This is a genomic window from Candidatus Marivariicella framensis, assembly GCF_982709265.1.
The window spans coordinates 1-26,195 of the sequence record NZ_CEXPNT010000020.1 but is presented as its reverse complement, the minus strand read 5'-3'; the positions used below and the strand labels follow the sequence as shown (position 1 = coordinate 26,195).

Here is a 26,195-nt window from a genome sequence, read left to right as displayed (position 1 = left end):
AAACACCTTATAAAGCAGCAGCAAATTTTGAGAGTTTCGATTTAAGATTTGCGGCTTTATTAGAATGAATAATATTCTTTTTAGCTAACTTATCTATCATTGAAGCAACTTCAGGAAGTTCTTTTTGCGCTTCCTTTTTCTTTGTAAGTGCTTTGAAATCTCTAATAGCATTACGAGTTGTTTTATGTTGAAAACGATTGCGTAAACGTTTTTTATCGTTAGATCGAATTCTTTTTAAAGCGGATTTATGATTTGCCATAAACTTTTTTTTTATTATTTTTATTAGTTGTAGCCCGTAGGGGAGTCGAACCCCTCTTTCTAGGATGAAAACCTAACGTCCTAACCGATAGACGAACGGGCCGTAAATCAGTTTGCAAATTTAATCGAAAAATGGAATTGAACAACAATTCTATTTAAAATTTCAAATAAATTTTTTTTATGAATTTAAATAAAAAAAAATTAGTAAGCTTTTGCAAATAAAACTCTTTGCTTAGAAGGCTTTCCAGAATAGACACAAACACCACCCTCTTGCTTGTAATGATAAGGTATACACCGTATAGTTGCTTTTGTGTTTTTCTTTATAAATTCCTCAGTTTGGGGTGAACCATCCCAATGTGCAGAAATAAAGCCACCTTTTTTATTTAATACATTTTGAAAGTCTTCAAATGAATCTACTAGTGTTATATTTTCATTTCTATAACTTAAAGCTTTATCAAAAAGTGATTTTTGCATCTCAGCTAGCATGTTTTTAACTGTATCTACGACTTTTATAACTTTAATTTTAGATTTAACTAAAGTATCTCTTCTTGCAATTTCAACTGAATTACTTTGAATATCTCTAGGACCAATAGCTATCCTTATAGGAACACCTTTTAATTCGTACTCATTAAACTTATACCCTGGCTTAAAGTTATCTCGATTATCATATTTTACAGAAATGCCTTTTAGCTCAAGCTCATTTTTTATATTGTTTGCAACAATAGATACTTGATTTAATTCTTCATCTCCTCTGTAAATAGGCACAATTACTACCTGAATAGGAGCTAAATTAGGGGGTAACACTAACCCATTATCATCACTATGAGTCATTATTAAAGCACCCATCAATCTGGTAGAAACCCCCCAAGATGTTGCCCATACGTGATCTAATTCTCCTTCTTTATTTGCAAACTTAACATCAAATGCTTTTGCAAAGTTTTGGCCTAGAAAATGACTTGTTCCTGCTTGAAGAGCTTTTCCGTCTTGCATTAATGCTTCAATGCAATATGTATCTACTGCTCCAGCAAATCTTTCTGATTCAGATTTTAAACCTTTTATGACGGGCATAGCCATGAACTTTTCAGCAAATTCAGCATAAATATCATTCATTTGTTTTGCTTCAAAAACTGCTTCCTCTTTTGTTTCGTGTGCTGTATGTCCTTCTTGCCATAAAAATTCTGCAGTACGTAAAAAAAGACGAGTTCTCATCTCCCACCTTACAACATTTGCCCATTGATTTATGAGAATTGGAAGATCACGATAGGACTGAATCCATTTTTTATATGTACTCCATATAATTGCTTCAGAGGTTGGACGAACTATTAACTCTTCTTCAAGTTTCGCTTCTGGATCAACTTTCAACTTGCCAGGGTTGTCTTCATCATTCTTCAACCTGTAATGAGTTACAATAGCGCATTCTTTTGCAAAACCTTCTGCATTTTTCTCCTCAGCTTCAAATAGACTTTTTGGAACAAACAAAGGGAAATATGCGTTTTCATGTCCTGTAGCTTTAAACATTTTATCTAACTCAGCCTGCATCTTTTCCCAGATAGCATATCCATAGGGTTTTATTACCATACAACCTCGTACTGCAGAGGTTTCAGCTAAATTTGCTTTAACCACTAATTCATTATACCATTTTGAATAATCTTTATTTCTAGATGTAAGTTTTTCAGCCATTTTTTTCTTTGGCACAAAATTTGCCTATATATATTAATGTTAAGTTTAGTATACAAAATTACTATTTTTTTAAATGAGCAACTAAAAAATCAGTTATGAATAAAAACAAATTAAATCAGAATTTATTTTCAATAATTACATTTTCTTTTTTATTGACTTTCACCAACTGTGGTTCGTTTGAAGGAGTATCATACTATGCTACAGATGGTATTTACAATACTGAAGACTCAATAAAGAATCAACAAAACAGAACAGAATCAAATAGTTCAACTGATCAGTCATCAACTTACTATGAAAACTATTTTAAAAATTTTTCAAATGATTCACAAAATCAAACTGATCAAACTCCTAATTCTGTAAATGAAAATAATAATGTTTATATAGTTGATAATTCACCTAACATTAGGATGAGATATGGCTTTAGCAGTTTTGATTATTGGAATAATTGGGCCTTTAATGGCTTTGGGTTTCCATATAATAATTTTTCTAATAACGGGTTGTTCTGGCCAAATTATAGTCCATATTGGAATTACGGGTATCAGGGAATGTATTTTAATAATGGTTGGGGAAATGGATATTCACTCTACGGATGGAACAATTATAACCCATACAATTACGTTGTTTCAAATCGAAATCAGTATGGTAGAAAAATACCATACAACAGAGGTTCCGTAAATCAAAGATCTTATAATCGGTTGTCAAGAAACTTAAATAGTAACAGTAGAGTTAATCAATCAACTGAAATGCCGAGAAATAATACAAGAACTAATATTGGTCGCAAAATAAGAAAAGTGCTTGGTGACTTTTCACCTCAAAATCAATCTTATTCAAAAACAAATAGAGGGAATAGTAACTCCAATAGATCAAATTTTTCTCGAAACAACTCTAGGTCAAGTAATAATTCTAGAAGCTCACAAAGCACCGTTAGAGCTCCTAGTAGAAGTAGTTCTTCTGTTAGCTCAGGAAGGTCAAAAAGTGGACGTAATAATTAATATTTACACATATAATATTTATGAAGAGAAACATAATTTCTGTAACTCTAACACTCCTAATAGTATTTTATTCAAAAGCACAAACAAGTCAAGACGCACTAAACCTTAGCACATATGGAGTTTTTGGATCATCAAGGTATACTTCAATGGGTGGGGCCTTTGGTTCCTTAGGAGGAGATCTCAGTTCTGTAAGTGACAATCCTGCTGCTGGTGCTGTTTTTTTATATTCTGAAATGGGCTTAACTTTTGAGGTGAATTTTAATAATACATTGGCTATTGGTGATTATAGAAATATACCAGTAAAGACATCATTTTCAGATTTAAGTCAATTCGGATTTATTTTTTCATTAAAAAATACTTCAGATGGATCAATCAAACGATTAAATTTTGGTTTTAACATTCAGAAAGTTCAGGATTTTAAAAATAATATTAATTCTGTTTCATCAAGAAAAATAGGTTTAGATCAATTTTTTCTAAATAATGCGCAAGGAATATCTTTAGACAACTTGATGACAAAAGAGAATGAAACAGTTAGTGAGTTATATAACTTTTTAGGAAACAATTATGGGTATAGTGTTCAACAAGCTTTTTTAGGTTTTAATGGATATATAATTGACCCTATTTCTAATGAAGAAAAAAATACTAATTATATTTCTTCTGCAAAATATAATCAAGTAGATCATGATTTTTATATAGATAAAACTGGGGATCATAAAAAATACTCTTTTTCAATTTCTACCCAATATAATAATTCAATTTATATGGGTCTAAATCTAAATAGCCACAAAATATTCTATCAAGAAATAACTGATCTTACTGAGTCTAATTATTCAGTTGATTCAAATATTTATTTACTTCGTTTTAACAATGAAGTACTTACTTACGGAAGAGGATTTTCTGCTCAACTGGGGATTATAGCCAAAATCAAAAATAACTTAAGACTAGGGTTTAGTTACCAATCCCCAACCAGATTAAATTTAACTGAGGAGTCTTTGCAGTTTTTAATTTCTGACCATTCAGATTTTCCTGAAGAAAATTTAATACGAGAAGTAGTTGATCCTCAAGTTATAAACACCTCTAAATACAAACTTTCGACTCCTGGAAAAATCTCATTAAGTGCTTCATTTATAATAGGATCTAAAGGCTTAATCAGTGCAGAATACAGTTCAAAAAACTATAATAATATTAATTTTATAACCAACCAAAACTCTTACTTAAGAGATTTAAACAAAGATTTATCCTCTAATCATAAAAAAGCTTCAATGTTAAGGCTTGGAGGGGAAATGAGATTAAGAGAATTGAGTCTTAGAGCTGGATATTATTCAGAACAAAGTAATCTTAAAAATGGGGATAATTCTCATTCTGGAATTACATTTGGAATAGGTTATGATTTAAAAAATGGAAGCGTACTGGGCATTGCAATTAAAAAGTCAGATATAAATATGATTAATTCTCTTTCTGCTTCAGGAATTAATGACAGTTTTTCAGCTAATAACAACCTAACATCAATAATGGCTTCCTACAATTTTAAACTATAGTTCTTAGTTTAAGAATACATTAAAATCCAAGTAATTATATATCTTTGTGAGATCAAAATATACAATGAAAATAGAGAAAATATTATTAGATCAAGAAGATGAGTTGGGAAACGATCATATTGCTGGTTCAAGAGAAACTCCACTTCGTGATGATGCTTTTGAGAAATCAGACGATGACAAAGTCTTGTTAATCACTGAAAAAGTTAATGACATATTAAAAATATTAGGTATGGACTTAACAGACGATAGTTTAAAAGGAACTCCCAACCGAGTTGCAAAAATGTTTGTTAAAGAAATCTTTGGTGGATTAAATCCAGCAAAAAAACCTAGAGCTTCAACATTTAGTAATAAATATGGCTATGGTGAGATGTTAGTTGAAAAAAATATCAACCTTTATTCAACATGTGAACATCATCTGCTACCAATAGTTGGAAAAGCTCATGTAGCATACGTTTCTAATGGAACTGTTGTTGGTCTATCTAAAATAAATAGAATAGTTGATTTTTTTGCAAAAAGACCCCAAGTTCAAGAAAGGCTTACCCTTCAAATTGTAGAAGAACTTCAAAATATTTTAAATACTGATAATGTAGCTTGTATAATTGATGCAAAACATTTGTGTGTTAATTCAAGAGGTATATCTGATACTGGGAGCAGTACTATAACTAGTGAGTTTGGAGGAGTTTTTAAAAGTCCTACTAAGAAACAAGAGTTTTTAGAATACGTACAACTATCTACTGATTTTAATGAATAATCTAAAGGTTTATAATACCTTAAATTCAAAAAAAGAAAAATTTGTTCCAATAACTAAAGGTAAAGTTGGGATGTATGTTTGTGGTCCCACAGTTTATAGCAATGTTCATTTAGGAAACTGTAGAACATTTATTTCATTTGATCTTATTTACCGATACTTAACCCATTTGGGTTATAAGGTTAGATATGTTCGAAATATAACTGATGTTGGACATCTTGAAAACGATGAAGATGAAGGTGAGGATAGAATTGCAAAGAAAGCAAGATTAGAGAACCTTGAGCCAATGGAAATAGTTCAAAGATATACACTAGACTTTCATAACGCATTATCTAAGTTCAATACCTTACCTCCCTCAATCGAACCAACTGCTACTGGTCATATAGTAGAACAAATAGAGTTAATAAAAAAAATGATTAAAACAGGAATGGGTTATGAAATGAATGGATCAGTTTACTTTGACGTTCATAAATTCAACACTTCTAATAATTACGGTAAATTATCAGGGAGAAAACTTGAAGATTTAATTCACAACTCAAGATCTTTAGACGGACAAAGCGATAAAAAAAATCCTCAAGATTTTGCGCTTTGGAAAAAAGCAGAACTACAACACATCATGAAGTGGAATTCACCTTGGAGTGAGGGCTTTCCTGGTTGGCACTTGGAATGTACTGCAATGAGCACTAAGTATCTTGGAGAATCATTTGATATTCATGGAGGAGGGCTCGATTTAAAATTTCCTCATCATGAATGTGAAATTGCTCAAGCAGAAGCAGTAAATAAAAAAACACCAGTGAAATATTGGCTCCACACGAATATGATGACTCTTGATGGAAAAAAAATGGCGAAATCTACTGGGAATAACATTCTGCCTTCTGATGTTTTTAGCGGGATAAACAATAAGTTTACTAAGCCTTTTTCTCCGTCAGTAGTTAAATTCTTTTTTCTTCAAGCACACTACAGAAGTATTTTAGATATAAGTGAAGTTGCACTTTCAGCTTCAGAAAAAGGGTATAATAAATTAATTGAAGCTATTAAAACACTTAATTCTATTCCAACTTCAGGAGAAAATACTGAATTTGATTTAAACAAATGGAAGGAAGCTTGTTATAGTGCAATGGATGATGATTTTAATAGCCCAATATTAATTGCTAATCTATTTGAAGCAGTTAAGTTTATAAATAAATTAAATAGTGAAGGTGATACACTGTCTGAAGATCAAAAACAAACTCTTTCCAATCAATTAAATATTTTTGTTTTTGAAATACTTGGACTAAAAACTTCTAATGAAACTATAAAATCAAATAACCAGTCAAACACACTGGAACAAACTATTAAAATATTAATAAAACTTCGAAATTCTGCTAGAATTAATAAGAATTTTAAGACTGCTGATTTAATTCGAGATGAGTTAAATTCAATTGGAATTGATTTAAAGGATGACAAAACGAGTTCAAGTTTTAGTATTAATAAAAAGTGAATAGAATAAAAAAAATTATTAATGCTCCTTTATTGTTTTTGATATTTTTATATCAAAACTTAATCTCTCCTCTCCTTGGACCTAAGTGCAGATTCACGCCTACTTGTTCTCAGTACTCGGCAGAAGCCCTAAAAAAACATGGGCCAATCAAAGGCATTTGGATTAGTTTAAGTAGGATTTTTAAATGTCATCCATGGGGCGGAAAAGGATATGATCCAGTTCCATAAGGTCAAAAAATCTTATATTTGATTAAGAAATTTAATGTTTTATTATGATACAATTTTTACAAATTAATTGGTCCCCAAATGAAGTTTTATTTCAAATTGGCTCGTTTGGTCTTCACTACTATAGTCTGATGTTCGTTATTGCATTTAGTATCGGGTATAAAATAGTGGAAAAATATTTTGTTAAAGAAAATGTTTCCAAAGATTATCTTGAACCTTTGTTTGTTTACATGGTTTTTTCAACTCTTATTGGAGCCAGGCTAGGAGAAGTTTTATTTTACAGTTGGGATTATTATCAAAATCATTTTATAGAAATTCTACTCCCTATTAGAGAAAATAGTAGTGGCTCTATACTAGGATTCATAAAAGGGTATGAATTTACTGGGTTTAGGGGGTTGGCAAGCCATGGAGCTGCAATAGGAATTATAACTGGAATTATACTTTTTCAATTTAAACACAAACTTAAATCAACTTTGTGGATTTTTGATAGGTTAACGGTAGCTGTTACTCTAGGTGGAGTTTTTATTAGACTAGGTAATTTTTTTAATTCAGAAATTGTCGGAAAATATACTGAATCAAATTTTGGTGTAATTTTTGAAAATAGAGGTGAAATTCTACCAAGACATCCTGCCCAGCTCTATGAATCATTTGGATACCTTTTATTATTTCTATTATTAAGAAAAATATATAGCAAAGTAAATCATATACCAGGATACTTATTAGGAGTATTTCTTTCAGGCATATTTAGTATACGTTTTTTAGTAGAATTTGTTAAAGAAAGTCAAGGAGGCTTCGAAACATATATGCCTATGCTTTCAACCGGACAATGGCTAAGTATTCCTTTAATTATATCAGGACTATTTATAATTTATAAATCTCGATTTAATAATAGCATTTAATAATACTATTCTTTTACAGCCTTCTTTTTAATTGTATCAAACATTATTGGTGTTGCAATAAAAACAGAAGAATATGTTCCTATCATTACACCTACTATTAATGCAAACATAAACCCTCTTATAGATTCTCCACCATAAATAAATATAGCTAAAAGAACAATCAATGTAGTTAAAGATGTGTTTAATGTTCTACTAAGAGTCTTATTTAAAGCCTTATTTAAAGTAACATCCAGTGACCACTTTGAATGCTCTTTAATGTATTCACGAATTCTATCAAAAACCACAACAGTATCATTTAATGAATAACCAATAACAGTAAGGATAGCAGCAATAAATGCTTGATTAATTTCCATATTAAAAGGCATGAATTTGTATGTCAAAGAAAAGATTCCAAGCACAACTATAATATCATGAAAAACTGCAGTCACAGCTCCTAGAGAGTATTGCCATCTCCTAAACCTAAAGAGTATATAAAGAAAAACTACAATTAATGAACCAATAACTGCTAAGAATGAATTGTTTTTAATATCATCTGCAATTGTTGGACCTACTTTAATCGAAGACATTATTCCAACTTGCTTGTCTTCAGATCCGTTAACAAAAGATTCATAAGTGATAGATGAAGGTAAATTCTTTTTTAAAGCTTTAAAAAGTTTTTCCTGAATTTCATTGTCAACCTCTATACCTTCAACATCAACTTTGTATTTTGTAGTAATTTTTAATTGATTTGCTTTTCCATAAGTTTTCACTTCAGCACTTCCATACTCGACAATTAAATCCTTTTGAATATCAGTTGGATTGACAGCATTTTCAAATCTCACTGTGTAAGATCGTCCACCAACAAAATCAACACCTTGATTTAAACCAATGGATCCTAAAGAAATTAGACTAATTAAAATAAAGACTGATGAAAAAACATAAGATATCTTTCTTAACTGAATGAATGAAATATCAAAATTAGTAAATAAGTTTTTAGTTTTTTTTGTTGTGAAAGAGACTGCTTTTCCTAGTGATAGTCTTGAATCAACTAAAATTCTAGTTATAAATATTGCAGTAAATAATGAAGTTGCTATACCAATAAGTAAAGTTGTTGCAAATCCTTTTATGGGGCCTGTTCCAAAATAAAATAAGACTAAAGCTGTTAACCCTGTTGTAACATTTGCATCTAAAATAGAAGATAAAGCATTATTGAATCCATCTGAAACAGCTTTGATTTGACCTTTACCTTTATTTAACTCTTCACGAATACGTTCAAAAATTAAAACGTTAGCATCTACAGATATACCTATTGTTAAAACTATACCTGCTATCCCAGGAAGTGTTAAAACAGCACCTAAACCAGCTAGGATTCCAAAAATCAATAAGATATTTAGCACCAATGCTATATCTGCATAAATTCCTGAGGAACCATAATAAAAAACCATCCAGATTAAAACCAAAACTAATGCGATTAAAAATGAATAAACTCCAGATTCAATTGCTTCTTGGCCTAGAGAAGGTCCAACAATTTCTGATTGGATAATTTCAGCTGATGCAGGTAATTTTCCAGCTCTAAGAACATTAGCTAAATCAATAGCTTCATTCAAAGTGAAACTTCCAGAAATTTCAGAACGTCCTCCAGATATAGCTCCTTTTGTCACACCTGGTGCAGAATAAACTATTTCATCTAATACGATTGCTATATTACTGGCCTGTTTAAATGCATTCCCTGTTAAATTTTCCCAAATACGGGAGCCTTTACCATTCATTTGCATAGAAACTGCAGGATTCCCTAAAGCATCATAAGTTTGAACAGCATCAACAACTACACCACCACTTAAAGGCGCTAAATTATCTCTATTTGATTTTAAAACATATAAATCAAGAATATCACTGTCTGGAATAGATTTTCCCCAAGCAAACTTTATATATCTATAATCTGTTGGCAGAAGTCTTCTAACCTCAGGTAAATTTAAATAATTAGTTATTTTTTCTTGATCTTTAGATGAAAATTGAGCTAAAACAGGTCCTCCTTGATATCCACTTCCAACAATACGATCAAGAATTGGATTAACAACTACAGTTGAGTCTTTGGAAACAACATCTGCTAGAAGATCGTCAATAGCACTTGATTTATTTGCTGGTTGGTTATTTATTTCATCACCTGTAACTGCTTTTTCATCTTTTAATTTCACAATTTCATTTGCAGAAACTAAAAAAGAAAATAATTGATCATTTTTAAAAGTTTCCCAAAATTCTAATTGGGCAGTACTTTGTAATAGGTTTTTTATTCTATTAACATCTCTTGCGCCAGGCAACTCAACTAATATTCTTCCTGAAGAACCTAGTCTTTGAATATTTGGCTGAGTAACACCAAATTTATCAATTCGTTTTCTTAGCACTTCAAATGCTGATACAATTGACTCATCGACCTTTCTAGTAATAACTGGACGAACTTCATCATCGGACATTTCGAAATTTATCTCATCACTTAATGTTTTATTTCCATAAATAGATGGATCTGATAACGACTGGGTTCCTTTAATATTTTCAAATGCAGTAAAAAAAGATTCTAGATATGGCTCATCAGTACTTTTTTGAAGCAAGTCTGCTTCATCAAGCGCCTGATTAAAAGTTGGATTTTTTGTATTTTCAGATAATCCTTTTAACACATCCCGTATTGATATTTGAAGTATAACATTAATACCACCTTTAAGGTCTAAACCCTTATTAAGTTCTTTCCCCTTAGCATCTTTATATGATGTGAAACCATATAAACTTATGTTTCCTATTGAATCAAGGTATGAAATTATTGATTTTTCTCTCAATTCTAGATAATTATCTCTTGAATCAGAAATTAAATTTTGAGAATATATTTTAGCTTTTTCCTCTTCATTATTTGCAATGAAGGTAAATGAGAGCTGATATAAGCTTACCAATCCAAAAAGGATTGCAAAAACACGAACCAGATAGTTATTTTGCATTTGATTTAAATTTATGCATTATTTAAGCGAGCAAATATAATCTTTACAACAGTATTTAACAACTTATATATCTGATAAGGTTAAAATAGATAAATACTTATTTAATTAAGAATAGTATTTAAAGCTGCATTCATATTAGCTACTGCAGACGCACTATTTTGAAGCTTTTCTTTTTCAATCTCATTCAAATTAACATCAATAATCTCTTCAACTCCATTACTGCCTATAACAACTGGAACTCCTATACATATATCATTTAATCCATATTCACCATTTAGCATAACTGAACATGGAATTATTTTTTTCTGGTTACTCAAAATACTATCAACTAAATATGAGACTGAAGCACCAGGAGCATACCATGCAGATGTACCAAGTAATTTTGTTAAAGTTGCTCCACCAACCATAGTTGCTGCTGAAACTTCATTAAGATTTTTTTCAGTTAAGAATTGGTTAATTGGAATACCATTATAACTTGCTAATCTGATTAGCGGAATCATTGTAGTGTCTCCATGACCTCCAATGACCATTCCATCAATATCACATGCCGGCTTTTTCATAGCTTGTGACAAATATGTTTTGAATCTTGAACTATCTAACGCACCACCCATACCGATAATTCTGTTTCTTGGCAATCCAGTAGATTTTAATGCTAAATATGTCATGGTATCCATTGGATTAGATACAACAACAATAATTGCATCAGGAGAGTATTCTAATATATCTTTTGCAACAGATTTAACTATTCCAGCATTGATTCCAATTAGTTCCTCACGAGTCATTCCAGGCTTTCTAGGAATTCCAGATGTAATAACAACAACACTACTATTTGCAGTAGCGCCATAATCATTAGTAACGCCAGAAATCAAAGTATCAAAACCTAAAGTTGTAGATGTTTGGATTAAATCTAGTGCTTTACCTTCAGCAAAACCTTCCTTAATATCTAATAATACAACTTCACTAGCAATTTTTTTAATTGATATATATTCGGCGCATGAAGCACCAACATTTCCTGCTCCAACTATGGTTACTTTCATAAAATTTTATTTTATTTTTTTAAACATCAATTTTAGCATAAATAGCGTTCTTTTCAATGAATTCTCTTCTTGGTGGAACTTCGTCTCCCATTAGCATAGAAAATACTCGGTCAGCTTCTCCTCCATTATCAATTGTAACTCTTCTTAAAGTTCTATGGGCTGGATCCATAGTAGTGTCCCAGAGTTGTTCAGCATTCATTTCACCCAGACCTTTATACCTTTGAACTCCTGAACCTTGACCGAATTCAGAAACTAATTGATCACGCTGATCATCATTCCAAGCATAACTCTTCTTTGACCCTTTCTTTACAAGATATAACGGTGGAGTAGCAATATATATATAGCCTGCATCAACTAATTCTCGCATATACCTGAAGAAAAATGTTAAAATAAGTGTAGAGATATGACTCCCATCGACATCTGCATCACACATAATAACTATTTTATGATATCTTAATTTTTCAATGTTTAATGCTTTAGTGTCCTCCTCGGTTCCGATAGTGACTCCAAGAGCAGTATATATATTTCTAATTTCTTCATTTTCAAAAACTTTATGTTGCATTGCTTTTTCAACATTTAATATTTTACCGCGAAGTGGTAAAATAGCTTGAAAATTTCTATCACGACCCTGCTTGGCAGTTCCACCTGCAGAATCTCCTTCGACAAGAAAAACCTCACATAATGCTGGATCTTGTTCAGAGCAATCAGATAATTTTCCTGGTAAACCTCCACCACTCATAACTGACTTTCTTTGAACCATTTCACGAGCTTTACGAGCAGCATGTCTAGCTTGAGCAGCTAAAATAACTTTTTGAACAATTATTTTTGCGTCATTCGGATGCTCCTCTAAATAGTTTTCTAACATCTCAGAAACTGCCTGAGAAACAGCAGAAGTAAGCTCCCTATTTCCTAACTTTGTTTTTGTTTGCCCTTCGAATTGAGGTTCAGCAACTTTAACGGAAACAATAGCAGTTAATCCTTCTCTAAAATCATCTCCAGAAATTTCAAACTTAAGTTTATCTAATAAACCTGAAGAGTCAGCATATTTTTTTAATGTAGATGTAAGCCCTCTTCTAAATCCTGAAAGGTGAGTTCCACCTTCATGAGTATTAATATTATTAACATAAGATTGTAAATTTTCAGAATATGATGTATTGTATATCATAGCTACTTCAACAGGAATATCATGCTTCTCACCTTCAATTGATATAACCTCTTGAATTATAGGTTCACGACTTTCATCTAGAAAACGAATAAACTCTTTAAGACCTTCTTTCGAATGAAAACTTTCTGAAGGGTGCTCGCCTTTTTCGTTAGTACTTCGACAATCTTTAATAGATAAAGTGATTCCTTTATTTAAAAAAGATAATTCACGTAGTCTTTGAGCTAAAGTCTCATAATTGTATTCAATAGTTTGATTAAAAATCTCAGTATCGGGCTTAAATGTAACCATAGTACCTCGTTTCTCACTTGTCCCCGTTTCCTTAACTGGAGAAAGAGCCTTACCTCTTTCGTAATCTTGCTCCCAAACTTTACCATCTCTAAATACTGTTGCATTTAATGATGATGATAATGCATTTACACAAGAAACACCAACTCCGTGAAGACCTCCAGACACTTTATACGAGTCCTTATCGAACTTACCACCTGCACCAATTTTTGTCATTACAACCTCTAGAGCAGAAACACCTTCCTTTTTATGAATTCCTACAGGTATTCCCCTACCATTATCTATGGTAGTAACTGAATTATCTTCATTAATCACAACCGAAATAGTGTCGCAATAGCCTGCCATTGCTTCATCAATAGAGTTGTCCACAACTTCATAAACTAGATGATGAAGACCTCGAAGTCCAACATCGCCGATATACATTGAAGGTCTTTTTCTTACATGCTCCATTCCCTCAAGAGCCTGGATACTATCAGCTGAATATTGTGAATTATTTTCGGAATCGCTCATAAAGATTTAAGTATTTTTTTAATTAACTTGACGTGCTACCAAATATAGTGAAAACGCACGCCATTATTGATCTAAGCATGAGAAACTAAGAGTGAGTTATCAACAATTAACTAGGGTAAAAGAAGGATGATAAATCAAAAAAATTAATTATTTTTTATATGCTTTTTCATGAACTTTTGAAACAGCCCTTCCGCTTGGATCATTTTGATCCCTAAATGTTTCATCCCATTCAAGTGCAATAGGAGTGCTACACGCAACTGAAGGGGTAGAAGGCACGCTTAGGGCGGCAGCATCACTAGGGAAGTGCTGTTCAAAAATCGATCTATAATAAAACTCTTCTTTGTTTTGTGGAGTTTGAGTTGGAAATCTAAAATGTGCATTTTTAATTTGCTCATCGGATACTTCTTTTTCAGCAGTTTCTTTTAAGGCGTTAATCCAACTATAACCTACTCCATCTGAAAATTGTTCTTTTTGACGCCAAGCAATACTATCAGGCAAATACTCTTCAAAGGCTTTTCTCAATACCCACTTTTCCATTTTATCAGAACTTATCATTTTATCTTTTGGGTTAATCCTCATAGCAATATCAATAAATTCTTTATCAAGAAATGGGACACGCCCTTCAATTCCCCAGGCAGCAAGTGATTTATTCGCCCTTAAACAATCGTATTGATGAAGCTTGTCTAATTTTCTAACAGTTTCATCATGTAAGTCTTTTGCAGATGGAGCCTTATGGAAATACAAATAGCCTCCAAATAATTCATCTGCACCCTCACCAGACAAAACCATTTTAATACCAAGTGACTTTATGACTCTTGCCATTAAAAACATTGGTGTAGAAGCTCTAATCGTTGTTATATCATATGTTTCTAAATGATAAATAACCTCTCTTACAGCATCTAAACCCTCCTGTATAGTGAATTTAATTTCATGATGAATCGTACCAATATGATCTGCAGCAATTTTGGCAGCTTTTAAATCTGGAGATCCTTCAAGTCCAACAGAAAAAGAATGCAATTGAGGCCACCAAGCATTTTGCTTGTCACCAGATTCAATTCTTTTTGAAGAGAATTTTTTAGCAAGTGCAGAGGTTATGGATGAGTCTAAACCACCTGAAAGAAGAACTCCATATGGAACATCACTCATTAACTGACGATGAACACTATCTGATAATACATCGTGAATATTTTTTATAGAAGTATCATTATCCTTAACATTATCAAAATCTCTCCAATCTTTATGATACCATGAGGTGGGCTTATCATCTCCACTACTTAAATAATGACCGGGAGGAAATAGTTCAATTTTATTACATTTACCCTCAAGAGACTTAAGCTCAGATGCTACATAAAAAGTTCCATCTGAATCCCACCCCATGTATAAAGGAATAATACCCATATGATCCCTAGCTATAAAATATTTATTATTTATAGAATCATAAATTGCAAAAGCAAATATTCCATTTAAATAATTAATAAAACTCTTTCCCATTTTATCATAGAGAGCAAGAATAATTTCACAGTCAGATTCAGTTGTAAATTTATAGCTATTTGAATATTTTTTCTTCAACTCGAGATGATTATATATTTCACCATTAGCCGCCAAGACTAAACTCTTATCCTCACTATAAATAGGCTGTTGCCCTGAAATAGGGTCAACAATAGCTAAACGCTCATGAGCTAAAATTGCATTTTTATTAGAATAAATACCACTCCAGTCAGGACCTCTATGTCTTATCTTTTTAGCCATATCTAAAACCTGAGGCCTTAGACTGTTAGTTGATGATTTCAAATCGAATGCACAAACAATACCACACATATATATAATTTTAATCAAAAATACGTTTAAATAAAATTATATTAAACACAAACATTAAATTGATTTATAAAATAAACTTTTAAGTTGAATTATATGATATATTTCAAATATAGACGTAAGGTTATGAAGAATAAGTAAAAATTATTAACACTAGAGACGGTTACTATAAACAACATTACCTCCTAAAATTGTTGCCACAACTTTTGTTGAAAATATTTGACCCTCATTAACCTTCATAATATCTCGGTCTAGAATAACAAAATCTGCCATTTTCCCTTTCTCGATACTACCTTTTTCATTTTCTTCAAAGTTAGAATATGCAGCCCAAGAAGTCATCCCCATTAAAGCTTCATACCGCGACAAAGAGTTTTCACTCTGAAAACCATCATAAGGAAGCATTGATAAATCTTTTCTAGCAACAGCTGCATAAAAAGTATGAAAAGGATTAATATTCTCAACAGGAAAATCAGTCCCCAAAGCAACAATTCCAGACCAATCCAGTAATTTTTTATAAGCATACCCTCCCTCTTTAAGCCTTTTAACACCTAATCGTTCATCTGCCCAATACATGTCACTGGTGGCATGTGTTGGCTGGATTGAAGGAATAATTTTTGAATTAAACATTTGAAAATCTTCAGGTGAAATAATTTGAGAGTGTTCAATTCTCCAACGCGGATCATCTTTATCACCTAAAACTTTATTATAAATCTTTAAAACAGAATGATTGGCACTATCACCTATAGCATGGGTATTCATTTGGAAATTTGTTGAAGCAATCACCCTAGCTAAACTATCCATTGACTTAATTGAGGTAATGAATTTACCTCTGTGATTTCTCATGTCACTATAAGGGTTTTTTAATGCAGCTCCCCTTGACCCTAGCGCACCATCAGCATAAACCTTTACCGATCTAACATTTAACCTATCAGTCTTTAAAATTCCATGATTTAAAAAGTAACTCACATCATTCTTGTCATTAGAAATCATTGCATAAACTCTCATTTTGAGAATATTAGACTTATGCAGACTGTCAATTAATAAAATATTTTCCTTTGAAAGACCAGCATCATCAACAGTGGTTAATCCATATTCAAAACTTTTTTCTTCTGCCAAAACAAGAGCTTTGACCCTGTCCTCTATACTAGGACTAGGTAAAGATTTTTTAACTAAATCCATAGGACTATCTATCAAAATACCCGTAAGCTTTCCGTTTTTCAAAACAATCGTACCTCCATCAACTCTAGTTTCAGAATCAATTCCTGAAATATCTAAAGTTTTTTGATTAACTAAATATGCATGTCCATCCACACGCTCAAGAACAACTGGAGTGTTCGGGAAAAGGATATCTAGTTGACTTTTATCAGGAAACTCTTTTAATTCCCAATCATTTTGATCCCAGTATCTTCCATATATAATTTCTGGATTGTTATCAGATACAAATCTTTTAACCCTTTTAATTACCTCATCAAAACTTTTAGCCCCCCTCAAGTTGATTTGTTGATTTTCTAGGCCATATTGTAAAAAATGACAATGGGCATCAATTAATCCAGGAATAATTGTCAAGCCACGAGCATCAACAACACTTTTCGGGTTGTATCTACTTCTCAAATCCTCTCCACCTACTTCAATGAAAATTCCATCCTTAACAACAAAAGAAGTTGACTCATCAAAAGTCTCATTTGCAGTATAAACTTTTGCGTTGTAAACTAATAAATCAACTTTTTCTCCACAAGAAGAAATAAGAAGAAATAAGAAGAAATAAAAAAACTTTTGCATGTTTAGTAAAAATATTATTAAGTTGCTAAATTTAAACCAAATACTTGGAGGTTGAAAATTTTTTTATTCACAAGTTAAAATGTTAAATCAAAACCATACCTAACTCCTGCCAAAATCAAATTCTTATTTAACAAATAATGGTCCCATTGACTATTTACTAATCCTATATTTAGTTGAGATCTCAAATACATTTGCCATCGAGAAATTAATTTATAATTTATTTCTGTTTTAATCTGAGATATTGAAGGTAAAATTTTTAATTCAGCTGGACTGTCTTCTGGCAATTGATTTAAAAAAACCTGATTGTATACTGAAGGTCTCTTCCCTATATATCTAGCTGATATATTAATTCTTAATTTCTTCAATAATTTTAAATCCATAACCATACTCCCTTGAATATTAGGTAGATTCCATGGGTGTGAAATTTTATCTAAATCATAATTAGATTGCAATAATGAAATTTTTAAAAAATTTTCTTTGTAAAAATTAATTGACATCTCTCCAAATAAACCATACTGTTTTATATCATCATATATTACTCCAAATGAATTTGCCAATCTATATCCCTGATCAACAACTGATGGATCATAGGCAAAGCGTTTAAATACAGGTGAATTTATTTCTTTTTTTAAATAAGTGCCAAAATTCATTTTAAGACCATAATCAAAAGATGATTTAAAACCCAATTTAGCATCATAAATGCTTTCAGTTGGAACCATGCTTAAAGAAGGAGCAATATATGGGTTTAAGGCTGAAAAAGAAGAATAATTATTAATTTCTATTCCACCATCTATTGTCAGGTATGGCTGAAATTTAGAACCATTAACACCATATGAAATCATTACTTTTGGGCTTATCAAAAAGTCAGCAACAGCTATATTCGATTGATTTAAAAGATAATTAATTCTTCCACCTAATTGATATTTAAATTTATCCTCTATACTACTTAACAAAATTGATGTTTCGAGTTTTGTATAAAAAGATTTAATATTTATTCTATCAAAATAATTCTCTTTGAAAAATGTTTTTACATGTGAAATTTTTGGCACCATTAAAAGGTTCATTCTAAAAACTGGAATTAAAAAGTCGATTTTAAAATCAATAATTTCTTCTTTTGAAGAATAACTATCAGTAATAAAATTGACATCTAGCATAGCTCCTTTTAAAAAAGTATTGTAAAATCTCCAATTAGATAAAAAATTTATACTGTTTCTAGTCTGACCACTGTTTATCCTAGTTAACAACAAAGGGTCTGATATCACTGAAGATTCTTCATTAATGCCATAAAAATTGATTTTATTTTGGTTTAAGGATATTTTATGAACTGCCTCCATTTTTTTTGAAGAATGAATATGATTCATCCCAAAAATAAATCTTGATTCGGCGCTAGAAATTTGAGTTGAATTAAATTCCCCATAATTAGTATTTATAAGATCTATTCCAATGCTTTGAGATCTATCAATATTAATATGAGTACTAAAATCTAAAGTTAACTGACCTTTATTCCCTAGTCCAAAATCAAAATAACCACCAAAACCAGGTTCGGTGTTATTATTTCTTTTTAGTCTTAATGGGCTAGCTTTATTTGGTTTAAAGGTTGAAACAACAGGCGCATCAATCAATTCATAGGTCACAGTTACTTTGTTGCTTTTAAGCATGTCATTATCAGTCGTTACAGATCTAATTTTATTAATATTTATTAGTTCTGGAGCATAGGATTTTGAAACTGTTATTTGCTGAGTCTTTATGTCTTCGTTAACGTCTTGACAATATACACTTGAAACAATAGAAACAAATATGAATAAAAAAAAATATCTACTCATTCGCTACGATATTAGATTGAACTGAAGAGTTTTTATCAGAAGCTTTTTCTTTAACTTCAATAAGAAGTTTTTTTGCTTCATTAATTATTTGAGGATACTTATCGAAATTTTCTATGAGAGTCTCTAACAAATAAGTTGATTGAAAATAATCATTAAGATTTTTGAAATTTTTGGCCATTAATAAAATACTTCGCGCGCTCCAAATATGAGAATTACCATAAACTTTAGATAATTCAGCTATTACATCGTTTGATAAATCATATTTTTCTAATTGAGAAAACCGGTAAGCTTTTAGAAATCTTGCCTCAACAGCTAATGTTTTTTTAGGTGAATTTTCTAACTCTTTAAATATTTCATAAGCTGTAGATGAGTCTTTTTGAATTAAAGCAGAACGCGCATATATCTCAAGAGCATCCCAGCGTATATTAGAATCCAAATCATCTTCTTTTAAGATGTCTTTTGATAATAAAATAGATTCGGGAAAATTATCAACATCCATGTATGCTCTCATTAAATTATATCGAGCAAATTTTTTATTCTCTTCATTTGAAGCAGTCTCTATTAATTTAATCAATAAAGGAATTAATTTATCAGTTTTATCTAAATTTTGAAAGGCTAAAATTGCATTAACTAATGACCTTTCGGTGTATTCATGCTCAGGTAAACCTATAAGATATTCGTAATTTGTAATTGCATTGTTCCAATCATTTTTTTGAAAACTTATATCTGCTAAATAGTACCTTAAGGTGTTTAATCCACTATACTTAGGATATCGAATTATAAAATCTTTAATTTGTCTTTCAGCTTGCCTATTCTTTTTTTCGAAATAATATTTTTCAGCTGCTTCAAATGCAGAATTAGCTAAATCACCTTCACTAAATGAATCGATTTGTTGACTTCGCAACCATTCAGAAAAAACTCCAACCTCACCAAGCTCAATAGCAATTTCCTTTAAAGTGTTTAATGCCTGTGACATTATCCTATCGTTTTTATATTTCTCTACAACTATCTCTAAAACATTTTTTGACTTATTTAGCTCTTCTGTGTTATATAGGATCAATCCCTTATTTAAATAACTTCTACTAATAAAACTACTATTTGGAAAGCGAGTTATAAGCTGATCATAAGCTTGAATAGCCTCTTTATATTTCTTTAAAGCAGCATATGTTTTAGCTAATTCATAGAGAGATTTATCAATTAAAAAGTGATGTTGATCATTATTAGTTAACGCAATCAAAACATCAATTTTACTTTCAAACTTCTGAATAAACCCATATGATAATGCTTTTTGAAATTTTGCATAACTCAAATTATCATTTGACATAGTAATTGAAACATTGTAATTTTCTAGAGCTGCCCAGTAATTAGAGTTTGCAAAATAACTATCTGCCAAACGGAGGTAAGTGTCTAGCGAATAGCTTGAATTCATTTTATTTATTGTTTCAACCTGTTTCTTAAAGCAATCAATTGCTAGTGCATAATTCCCTAATTTAAAATACGAATAGCCTATTTCATACCAAAAATTTTTATTTAATTTGAAATTATTTTTATTAATGTTTTTATAGTATTCATCATATGACTTTTGAGCTGCTGAAAATGAGCCTAACTCAAACAATGCTTGTCCTCTCCAAAATAAACTTTTAGCAGTTATTTTGTTAGTTTTATTTAATCTTATAGCCCTAGTAAATAGTAATTGTGCTGTTGAGTAATCAGCCGAATCATAAGAAGCTATTCCTTTTAAGTATAAGACCTTTTGTAACGCTATGTCGTCTTTGTAATCACCACCAGATTCAAGTATTGATATCGCTTCATCATAACTCCCTCCCTGAGTATAAGAAGAAACTAAAATAGTTTCAATATCGTTTGCCTGATTATTTTTAGGAAATAAACTTAAAAAACGAACCATTACTTTTTGAGAAGACTCAAACGGATTTCCAGACTCATAACCTAACTTAGCATATTGCAATAAAGCGTCTTCAGTAATTTTTAAATCATAATTCATTTCTGAAGCTGTTCTAAAAGCACTTAATGCTTCAATTTTTTTTTCTGCTTTTAGATAACTGTCTCCTAGGTGATAATATGCGTTTTGTGACAATGGATTAGATTTATTTATAATCTTATTGAATTGGTCTATTGCATTCAAATAATCCTTTGAACTATAGAAAGCGTATCCTAATTGATAAAAGTCATCATTAGACCACCTACCATTTTTACCTTTATATTTTTGCAAATAAGTCAAGGCTTTATCGTAAATCTTTAAATTAAAGTAACTCTCTCCTATTATCTTATATAATTCTGACTTAATGGATTCATTAGAATCAACAATTAAATCATCACCCAGATCAATGGCTTTTTGAAATCGACCTAGTTTAAAGTTCATGTCTACCTGAAAATAAGCTAAATCATTCTGACCTGATTCTTTATTTGACTTATTGAATTCATTTTGCGCATTCTCGTATTCATCTAATTGATATGATACATGACCTAGATAATAAAACGCATCTGATTGATATTTGGAAATATTTTTAACCTTTTCTAGAAAAGGTTTTGCCGCTTTATACCTTTTAACATGAAATAATGAATATCCTTTATTGAAATTAAATTTATTTTTTAATGAATTTGAAAACTGATCTTCTTTCAGGTTTCTGTACCATTTTAAAGCATATGAATACTTTTGATTTTCAAAATAAAAATTAGCTAAATCAAAAGGCAATCTACTTCCTAATGAGCTTAGTGGGAATTGCTCCAAAAAAAAAGGTAACTGTTTATCTGCACCTGTTTGATTATTTCTCAATGAGGATAAAAGTATTAGGTACTCGACAGATAATTTATTTTGATCATGATTTGTTGATAATCTTAGAGAGGCTATGGAGTTTGAATATGCATTATTAAAAAATAAGTTTTTGGACCTATCAAAATTATCAAACTGGAAGTTCTGTGACCATATAAATGGAGATATTAAAAACAATAAATAGAAAAAATACCTATTATAATTCATACTCAAAATTACCATTTTTAACCTGCTTATATATAACGTTTGATTCTATAAAAAGGTATATTTTATCAACAATTTTTAGAAAGATTGTTCTTAAAAGTTATTTTTACATAAATCACATCAATTAAAAACAAATGGTTTCATTAAGTTCTGCTAAAATTAGTCAAAGAAATAAAACTATTTTTAGGAATCTTGACTTTAAAATTAATCCTGGAGAATTTGTTTTTTTAATTGGTAAAACAGGGAGCGGAAAGAGCAGTTTAATCAAAACATTATATGGGGATCTAATTATTGATAAAGGCGAAGGAAAAGTTGTTGGTTTTGATTTAAAAAACCTAAAAAACAAAGAGATACATTTATTGAGACGAAAAATTGGGATTGTTTTTCAAGACTTCAAGTTACTTCAAGACATGACAGTTTACGATAACCTTGATTTTGTTCTTAAAGCTACAGGATGGAAAGATAAAATAAAAATTAAAAATAAGATACATGAAGTTTTAGATCTTGTTTCTATTGAAATTCCTACTGAGAAATACCCTTTTGAATTATCTGGTGGAGAACAACAAAGAATTGCAATTGCAAGAGCTCTTCTTAACGATCCACAGCTAATAATTGCTGATGAACCAACAGGGAATCTTGATCCCGAGACTAGCCAAAATATAATGAAACTACTTAAAAAACTTCACGAAAGGGGTATAACAATTTTAATGGCGACCCATGACTACAATATGATAATTAAATTTCCTGGTAAAATCTTTCAATGTGAAAAAGGAGAAATATTTGAAGTTGTACCTAAAAATAATTAAATACTATTCGATCTTCTTTTTCTTTCATTTTCATCTAAATAAACTTTTCGAAGACGAATAAAACCTGGAGTAACTTCAACATACTCATCACTTTGAATGTATTCTAATGCTTCTTCTAAAGAAAATTTAATAGGAGGCGCAAGCTTTACTTTATCATCAGTTCCCGATGCCCTAACGTTTGAAAGTTTTTTTGTTTTAGTAACATTAATAACCATATCATCTCCCCTTGAGTTTTCTCCAATTACTTGACCAGTATAGACCTCTTCATTTGGACCAATAAAAAACTTGCCTCTTTCTTGAAGTTTATCAAGAGAATAAGGGATAGCTGTTCCCTTTTCCATGGATATCATAGAACCATTTATTCTACTTGGAATATCTCCTTTGAAAGGCTGAAATTCCTTAAACCTGTGATTCATAATAGCCTCTCCAGCTGTTGCAGTTAATAATTGATTTCTTAACCCTATTATACCTCTGGAAGGGATTATAAACTGACAGATCATACGACTACCCTTAGGAGTCATACTAGTCATTTCTCCTTTTCTAAGTGAAACCATTTCTATTGCCTTACCAGAAACACTTTCAGGTAAGTCTATCGTAAGCTCTTCTATAGGTTCATTTTTAACTCCATTTATTTCTTTAATAATTACTTGAGGTTGACCTATCTGGATCTCATAACCCTCTCTTCTCATAGTTTCAATTAAAATCGATAGATGTAAAACACCTCTCCCAAAAACTATAAACTTATCTGCTGAATCAGTTAGATCTAACCTCATAGCAAGATTTTTCTCTAATTCTTTTTCCAAACGATCCTTAATATGACGAGAAGTTACATATTTCCCGTCCTTTCCAAAAAAAGGTGAATCGTTAATAGTAAACAACATACTCATTGTGGGCTCATCTATTTTAATTGTCGGTAAAGATTCAGGATTCTCAATATCAGCTATAGTGTCTCCTATTTCAAAATTTTCTAATCCAACTATTGCACATATATCACCAGCAACTACACTATCCACTTTCTTTCTCCCAAGACCATCAAAAATATGTAATTCTTTAACTTTAGATTTTTCTATTTTACCCTCTTTCTTACATAAACTTACTGACATATTAGCAGATAAAGAACCGCGCTGTAATCTACCAATAGCTATTCTACCTGTAAAAGATGAAAAATCTAGAGAGGTAATTAGCATTTGAGTAGAACCCTCTGATATTTTAGGAGCAGGAACATGCTCTAGCACCATGTCAATTAAAGGCTCAATTGAATCAGTAGGTTTTGACCAGTCTAAGCCCATCCAATTGTTTTTTGCAGAACCATAAACAGTTGGAAAATCTAATTGCCACTCCTCTGCACCTAATTCAAACATTAAATCAAAAACTGCTTCATGGACCTCTTCAGGCGTACAGTTTTCTTTATCCACTTTATTTACTACAACTATAGGTTTCAATTTTAAATCAATTGCTTTTTGAAGAACAAATCTAGTTTGAGGCATGGGACCTTCAAAAGCATCAACAAGAAGCAAAACTCCATCAGCCATATTAAGAACCCTTTCTACTTCTCCACCAAAATCTGCGTGACCAGGAGTGTCAATTATATTTATTTTAACTCCTTTATATTGAACTGAAACATTTTTAGATAAAATAGTAATTCCTCTTTCTCTCTCTAAATCATTATTATCTAAAATTAACTCTCCAGTATCTTGATTATCTCTAAATAAAGAACAGTGGTGTAAGATTTTATCAACTAATGTTGTCTTGCCATGGTCAACATGTGCAATTATAGCTATGTTCCTTATTTCTTGCATATTAACTTAAAATTTTGGCAAATATAACATATTCAAAAGCTAAACAATTTAAAATTGGAGTTTCTTTACTATACAAGACAGACTCTATATTTATTGTACATTTGTTCAAACTTTTTTGATGATTAACAATGTCCCTAAAATAAAACACACTGAAAGTGGTCAATTTTTTTTAATTGCCGGTCCCTGTGCGATTGAAGACGAAAGTATGGCGCTTAATATTGCTGAAAAAATTAACACTATTTGCGATAATTTAAAAATTCCTTACATATTTAAAGGCAGCTTTAAAAAAGCAAACAGAAGTAGAATTGATAGCTTTACAGGAATTGGAGACGACAAAGCTTTAAAGATATTATCCAAAGTTGGGGAAACATTTGAAATTCCGACGTTAACAGATATTCACGAAGTAAATGATGCTGAAAAAGCATCAAATTATGTTGACATTCTTCAAATTCCTGCTTTTCTTGTAAGGCAAACTGATTTAGTAGTAGCTGCTGCTGAAACAGGAAAAGTGATCAATTTAAAAAAAGGTCAATTCATGAGCCCAGAAAGTATGAAATTTGCTGTCCAAAAAGTGAAAGACTCTGGAAATCAAAATGCATGGATAACTGATAGAGGCTCACAGTTTGGATATCAAGACCTTATCGTTGATTTTAGAGGAATTCCAATAATGAGAGAGATTGCCCCCACAGTTCTTGATGTAACTCACTCTCTTCAAAAACCAAATCAAAATAGTGGAGTAACAGGAGGACAGCCCAAAGCAATTGAAACAATTGCAAAGGCTGGAATTGCTGTTGGTGCTGATGGTTTGTTTATAGAAACCCATTTTGACCCAAAAAATGCAAAAAGTGATGGTGCAAATATGCTTGATATTAAAAAACTTGAACCTTTACTAGTTAAATTATCTCAAATTCGTAAAGTAATCAACCAACAATAGTTTAGAAATTCAATATTAATTACCTTTGATAACTTTTGGAATTCAAAAGGTTCTTTGAAATTTTGGGGTCGACTGGTTTTGACAGCATGTTTAATGAATAAGTAAGCAAGTCGAGCGTTGATTCATTAGCTCGTAAATAACATGTTTCACACTTTTAAATGGCGAAAATAACTACGCTCTAGCTGCATAATTAACTGAATAAAGTAAGTTAATGCCAAGTTCTGACTAGGTCAGAAAGCCGGATGTCTCATAATAGCCCTTGTTGACGGCGATTAATATAGAGGCACCATAAATGTCAACATCGAAAAACAAACGCATTTTTTGTTTTTTTCAATCTCAATATGCTAAGCTTATTGTAGCCTGTTTTTGTTCGGCAATAAGTCTAAAATTATACAAAAACTAAGCTTGTAGAACGCTCCTTTATGGCGTGTTTGGACGAGGGTTCGATTCCCTCCGACTCCACAA

Annotated in this window: 18 protein-coding genes, 1 tRNA gene and 1 other RNA gene; 9 read left to right on the top strand and 11 right to left on the bottom strand. The window is 31.1% G+C overall.

What is annotated here, in order from left to right:
• Nucleotides 1–7: 7 nt before the first annotated feature.
• The 3 genes from rpsT to proS form a co-directional block, all read right to left on the bottom strand.
• Nucleotides 8–259: a 30S ribosomal protein S20 gene (gene rpsT / locus AC34EU_RS07145; protein WP_487534464.1), complete on the bottom strand. Its 252-nt coding sequence runs from the start codon at nt 257–259 to the stop codon at nt 8–10.
• 30 nt (nt 260–289) lie between these two features.
• A tRNA-Glu gene (locus tag AC34EU_RS07140) sits at nt 290–361 on the bottom strand.
• Nucleotides 362–459: 98 nt separating this feature from the next.
• Nucleotides 460–1,938, bottom strand: a complete 1,479-nt coding sequence (gene proS, locus AC34EU_RS07135; RefSeq protein WP_487534463.1) for a proline--tRNA ligase — start codon at nt 1,936–1,938, stop codon at nt 460–462.
• A 95-nt stretch (nt 1,939–2,033) separates the two neighbouring features.
• On the opposite strand from proS, the gene AC34EU_RS07130 reads away from it, so the two are divergent.
• The 6 genes from AC34EU_RS07130 to lgt all read left to right on the top strand — a co-directional run bounded on the left by AC34EU_RS07130 (nt 2,034) and on the right by lgt (nt 7,819).
• A complete protein-coding gene (locus tag AC34EU_RS07130) occupies nt 2,034–2,930 on the top strand; it encodes a hypothetical protein (RefSeq protein WP_487534462.1) in 897 nt (298 codons plus the stop codon).
• A gap of 20 nt (nt 2,931–2,950) precedes the next feature.
• Nucleotides 2,951–4,468 (top strand): hypothetical protein, encoded by a 1,518-nt coding sequence (locus AC34EU_RS07125; RefSeq protein WP_487534461.1) that lies wholly within the window; start codon nt 2,951–2,953, stop codon nt 4,466–4,468.
• A gap of 64 nt (nt 4,469–4,532) precedes the next feature.
• Entirely contained in the window at nt 4,533–5,219 is a 687-nt protein-coding gene (gene folE, locus AC34EU_RS07120) for a GTP cyclohydrolase I FolE (protein ID WP_487534460.1), read from the top strand.
• Nucleotides 5,212–6,696 carry a cysteine--tRNA ligase gene (gene cysS, locus AC34EU_RS07115; RefSeq protein WP_487534459.1) on the top strand — a complete coding sequence of 495 codons (1,485 nt, stop codon included), beginning with the start codon at nt 5,212–5,214 and terminating at the stop codon, nt 6,694–6,696. Before folE ends, cysS begins: the two co-directional genes overlap by 8 nt.
• Before the next feature lie 5 nt (nt 6,697–6,701).
• A complete protein-coding gene (gene yidD / locus AC34EU_RS07110; protein WP_487534465.1) occupies nt 6,702–6,923 on the top strand; it encodes a membrane protein insertion efficiency factor YidD in 222 nt (73 codons plus the stop codon).
• Between the two features lie 44 nt (nt 6,924–6,967).
• Nucleotides 6,968–7,819: a prolipoprotein diacylglyceryl transferase gene (gene lgt, locus AC34EU_RS07105; protein WP_487534458.1), complete on the top strand. Its 852-nt coding sequence runs from the start codon at nt 6,968–6,970 to the stop codon at nt 7,817–7,819.
• Nucleotides 7,820–7,824: 5 nt separating this feature from the next.
• Here lgt and secDF read toward each other — a convergent pair whose 3' ends face one another.
• The 7 genes from secDF to AC34EU_RS07070 form a co-directional block, all read right to left on the bottom strand.
• Nucleotides 7,825–10,782 (bottom strand): protein translocase subunit SecDF, encoded by a 2,958-nt coding sequence (secDF, locus tag AC34EU_RS07100; protein ID WP_487534457.1) that lies wholly within the window; start codon nt 10,780–10,782, stop codon nt 7,825–7,827.
• A gap of 101 nt (nt 10,783–10,883) precedes the next feature.
• The gene (locus tag AC34EU_RS07095) at nt 10,884–11,819 is read right to left on the bottom strand and encodes a malate dehydrogenase (RefSeq protein WP_487534456.1); all 936 of its coding nucleotides are present in this window, start codon (nt 11,817–11,819) and stop codon (nt 10,884–10,886) included.
• Nucleotides 11,820–11,838: 19 nt separating this feature from the next.
• Nucleotides 11,839–13,779 carry a DNA topoisomerase (ATP-hydrolyzing) subunit B gene (gene gyrB, locus AC34EU_RS07090; protein ID WP_487534455.1) on the bottom strand — a complete coding sequence of 647 codons (1,941 nt, stop codon included), beginning with the start codon at nt 13,777–13,779 and terminating at the stop codon, nt 11,839–11,841.
• Nucleotides 13,780–13,926: 147 nt separating this feature from the next.
• On the bottom strand, nt 13,927–15,597 hold the full coding sequence (asnB, locus tag AC34EU_RS07085; RefSeq protein WP_487534454.1) for an asparagine synthase B: 1,671 nt from the start codon (nt 15,595–15,597) through the stop codon (nt 13,927–13,929).
• 150 nt (nt 15,598–15,747) lie between these two features.
• Nucleotides 15,748–17,373 (bottom strand): amidohydrolase, encoded by a 1,626-nt coding sequence (locus AC34EU_RS07080; RefSeq protein ID WP_487534453.1) that lies wholly within the window; start codon nt 17,371–17,373, stop codon nt 15,748–15,750.
• Between the two features lie 74 nt (nt 17,374–17,447).
• Nucleotides 17,448–19,196, bottom strand: a complete 1,749-nt coding sequence (locus AC34EU_RS07075; RefSeq protein ID WP_489696144.1) for a hypothetical protein — start codon at nt 19,194–19,196, stop codon at nt 17,448–17,450.
• Nucleotides 19,189–22,194: a tetratricopeptide repeat protein gene (locus AC34EU_RS07070; protein WP_489696143.1), complete on the bottom strand. Its 3,006-nt coding sequence runs from the start codon at nt 22,192–22,194 to the stop codon at nt 19,189–19,191. The genes AC34EU_RS07075 and AC34EU_RS07070 overlap by 8 nt, the downstream gene beginning before the upstream one ends.
• 131 nt (nt 22,195–22,325) lie before the next feature.
• On the opposite strand from AC34EU_RS07070, the gene AC34EU_RS07065 reads away from it, so the two are divergent.
• Nucleotides 22,326–22,997 carry a cell division ATP-binding protein FtsE gene (locus tag AC34EU_RS07065; protein ID WP_487534450.1) on the top strand — a complete coding sequence of 224 codons (672 nt, stop codon included), beginning with the start codon at nt 22,326–22,328 and terminating at the stop codon, nt 22,995–22,997.
• On the opposite strand, the gene typA is transcribed toward AC34EU_RS07065, so the two are convergent.
• Entirely contained in the window at nt 22,994–24,796 is a 1,803-nt protein-coding gene (gene typA / locus AC34EU_RS07060) for a translational GTPase TypA (RefSeq protein WP_487534449.1), read from the bottom strand. The genes AC34EU_RS07065 and typA overlap by 4 nt on opposite strands.
• Before the next feature lie 118 nt (nt 24,797–24,914).
• On the opposite strand from typA, the gene kdsA reads away from it, so the two are divergent.
• Both kdsA and ssrA read left to right on the top strand, forming a co-directional pair.
• A complete protein-coding gene (gene kdsA, locus AC34EU_RS07055) occupies nt 24,915–25,730 on the top strand; it encodes a 3-deoxy-8-phosphooctulonate synthase (protein WP_489696142.1) in 816 nt (271 codons plus the stop codon).
• 64 nt (nt 25,731–25,794) lie between these two features.
• Nucleotides 25,795–26,195: a transfer-messenger RNA gene (ssrA, locus tag AC34EU_RS07050) on the top strand.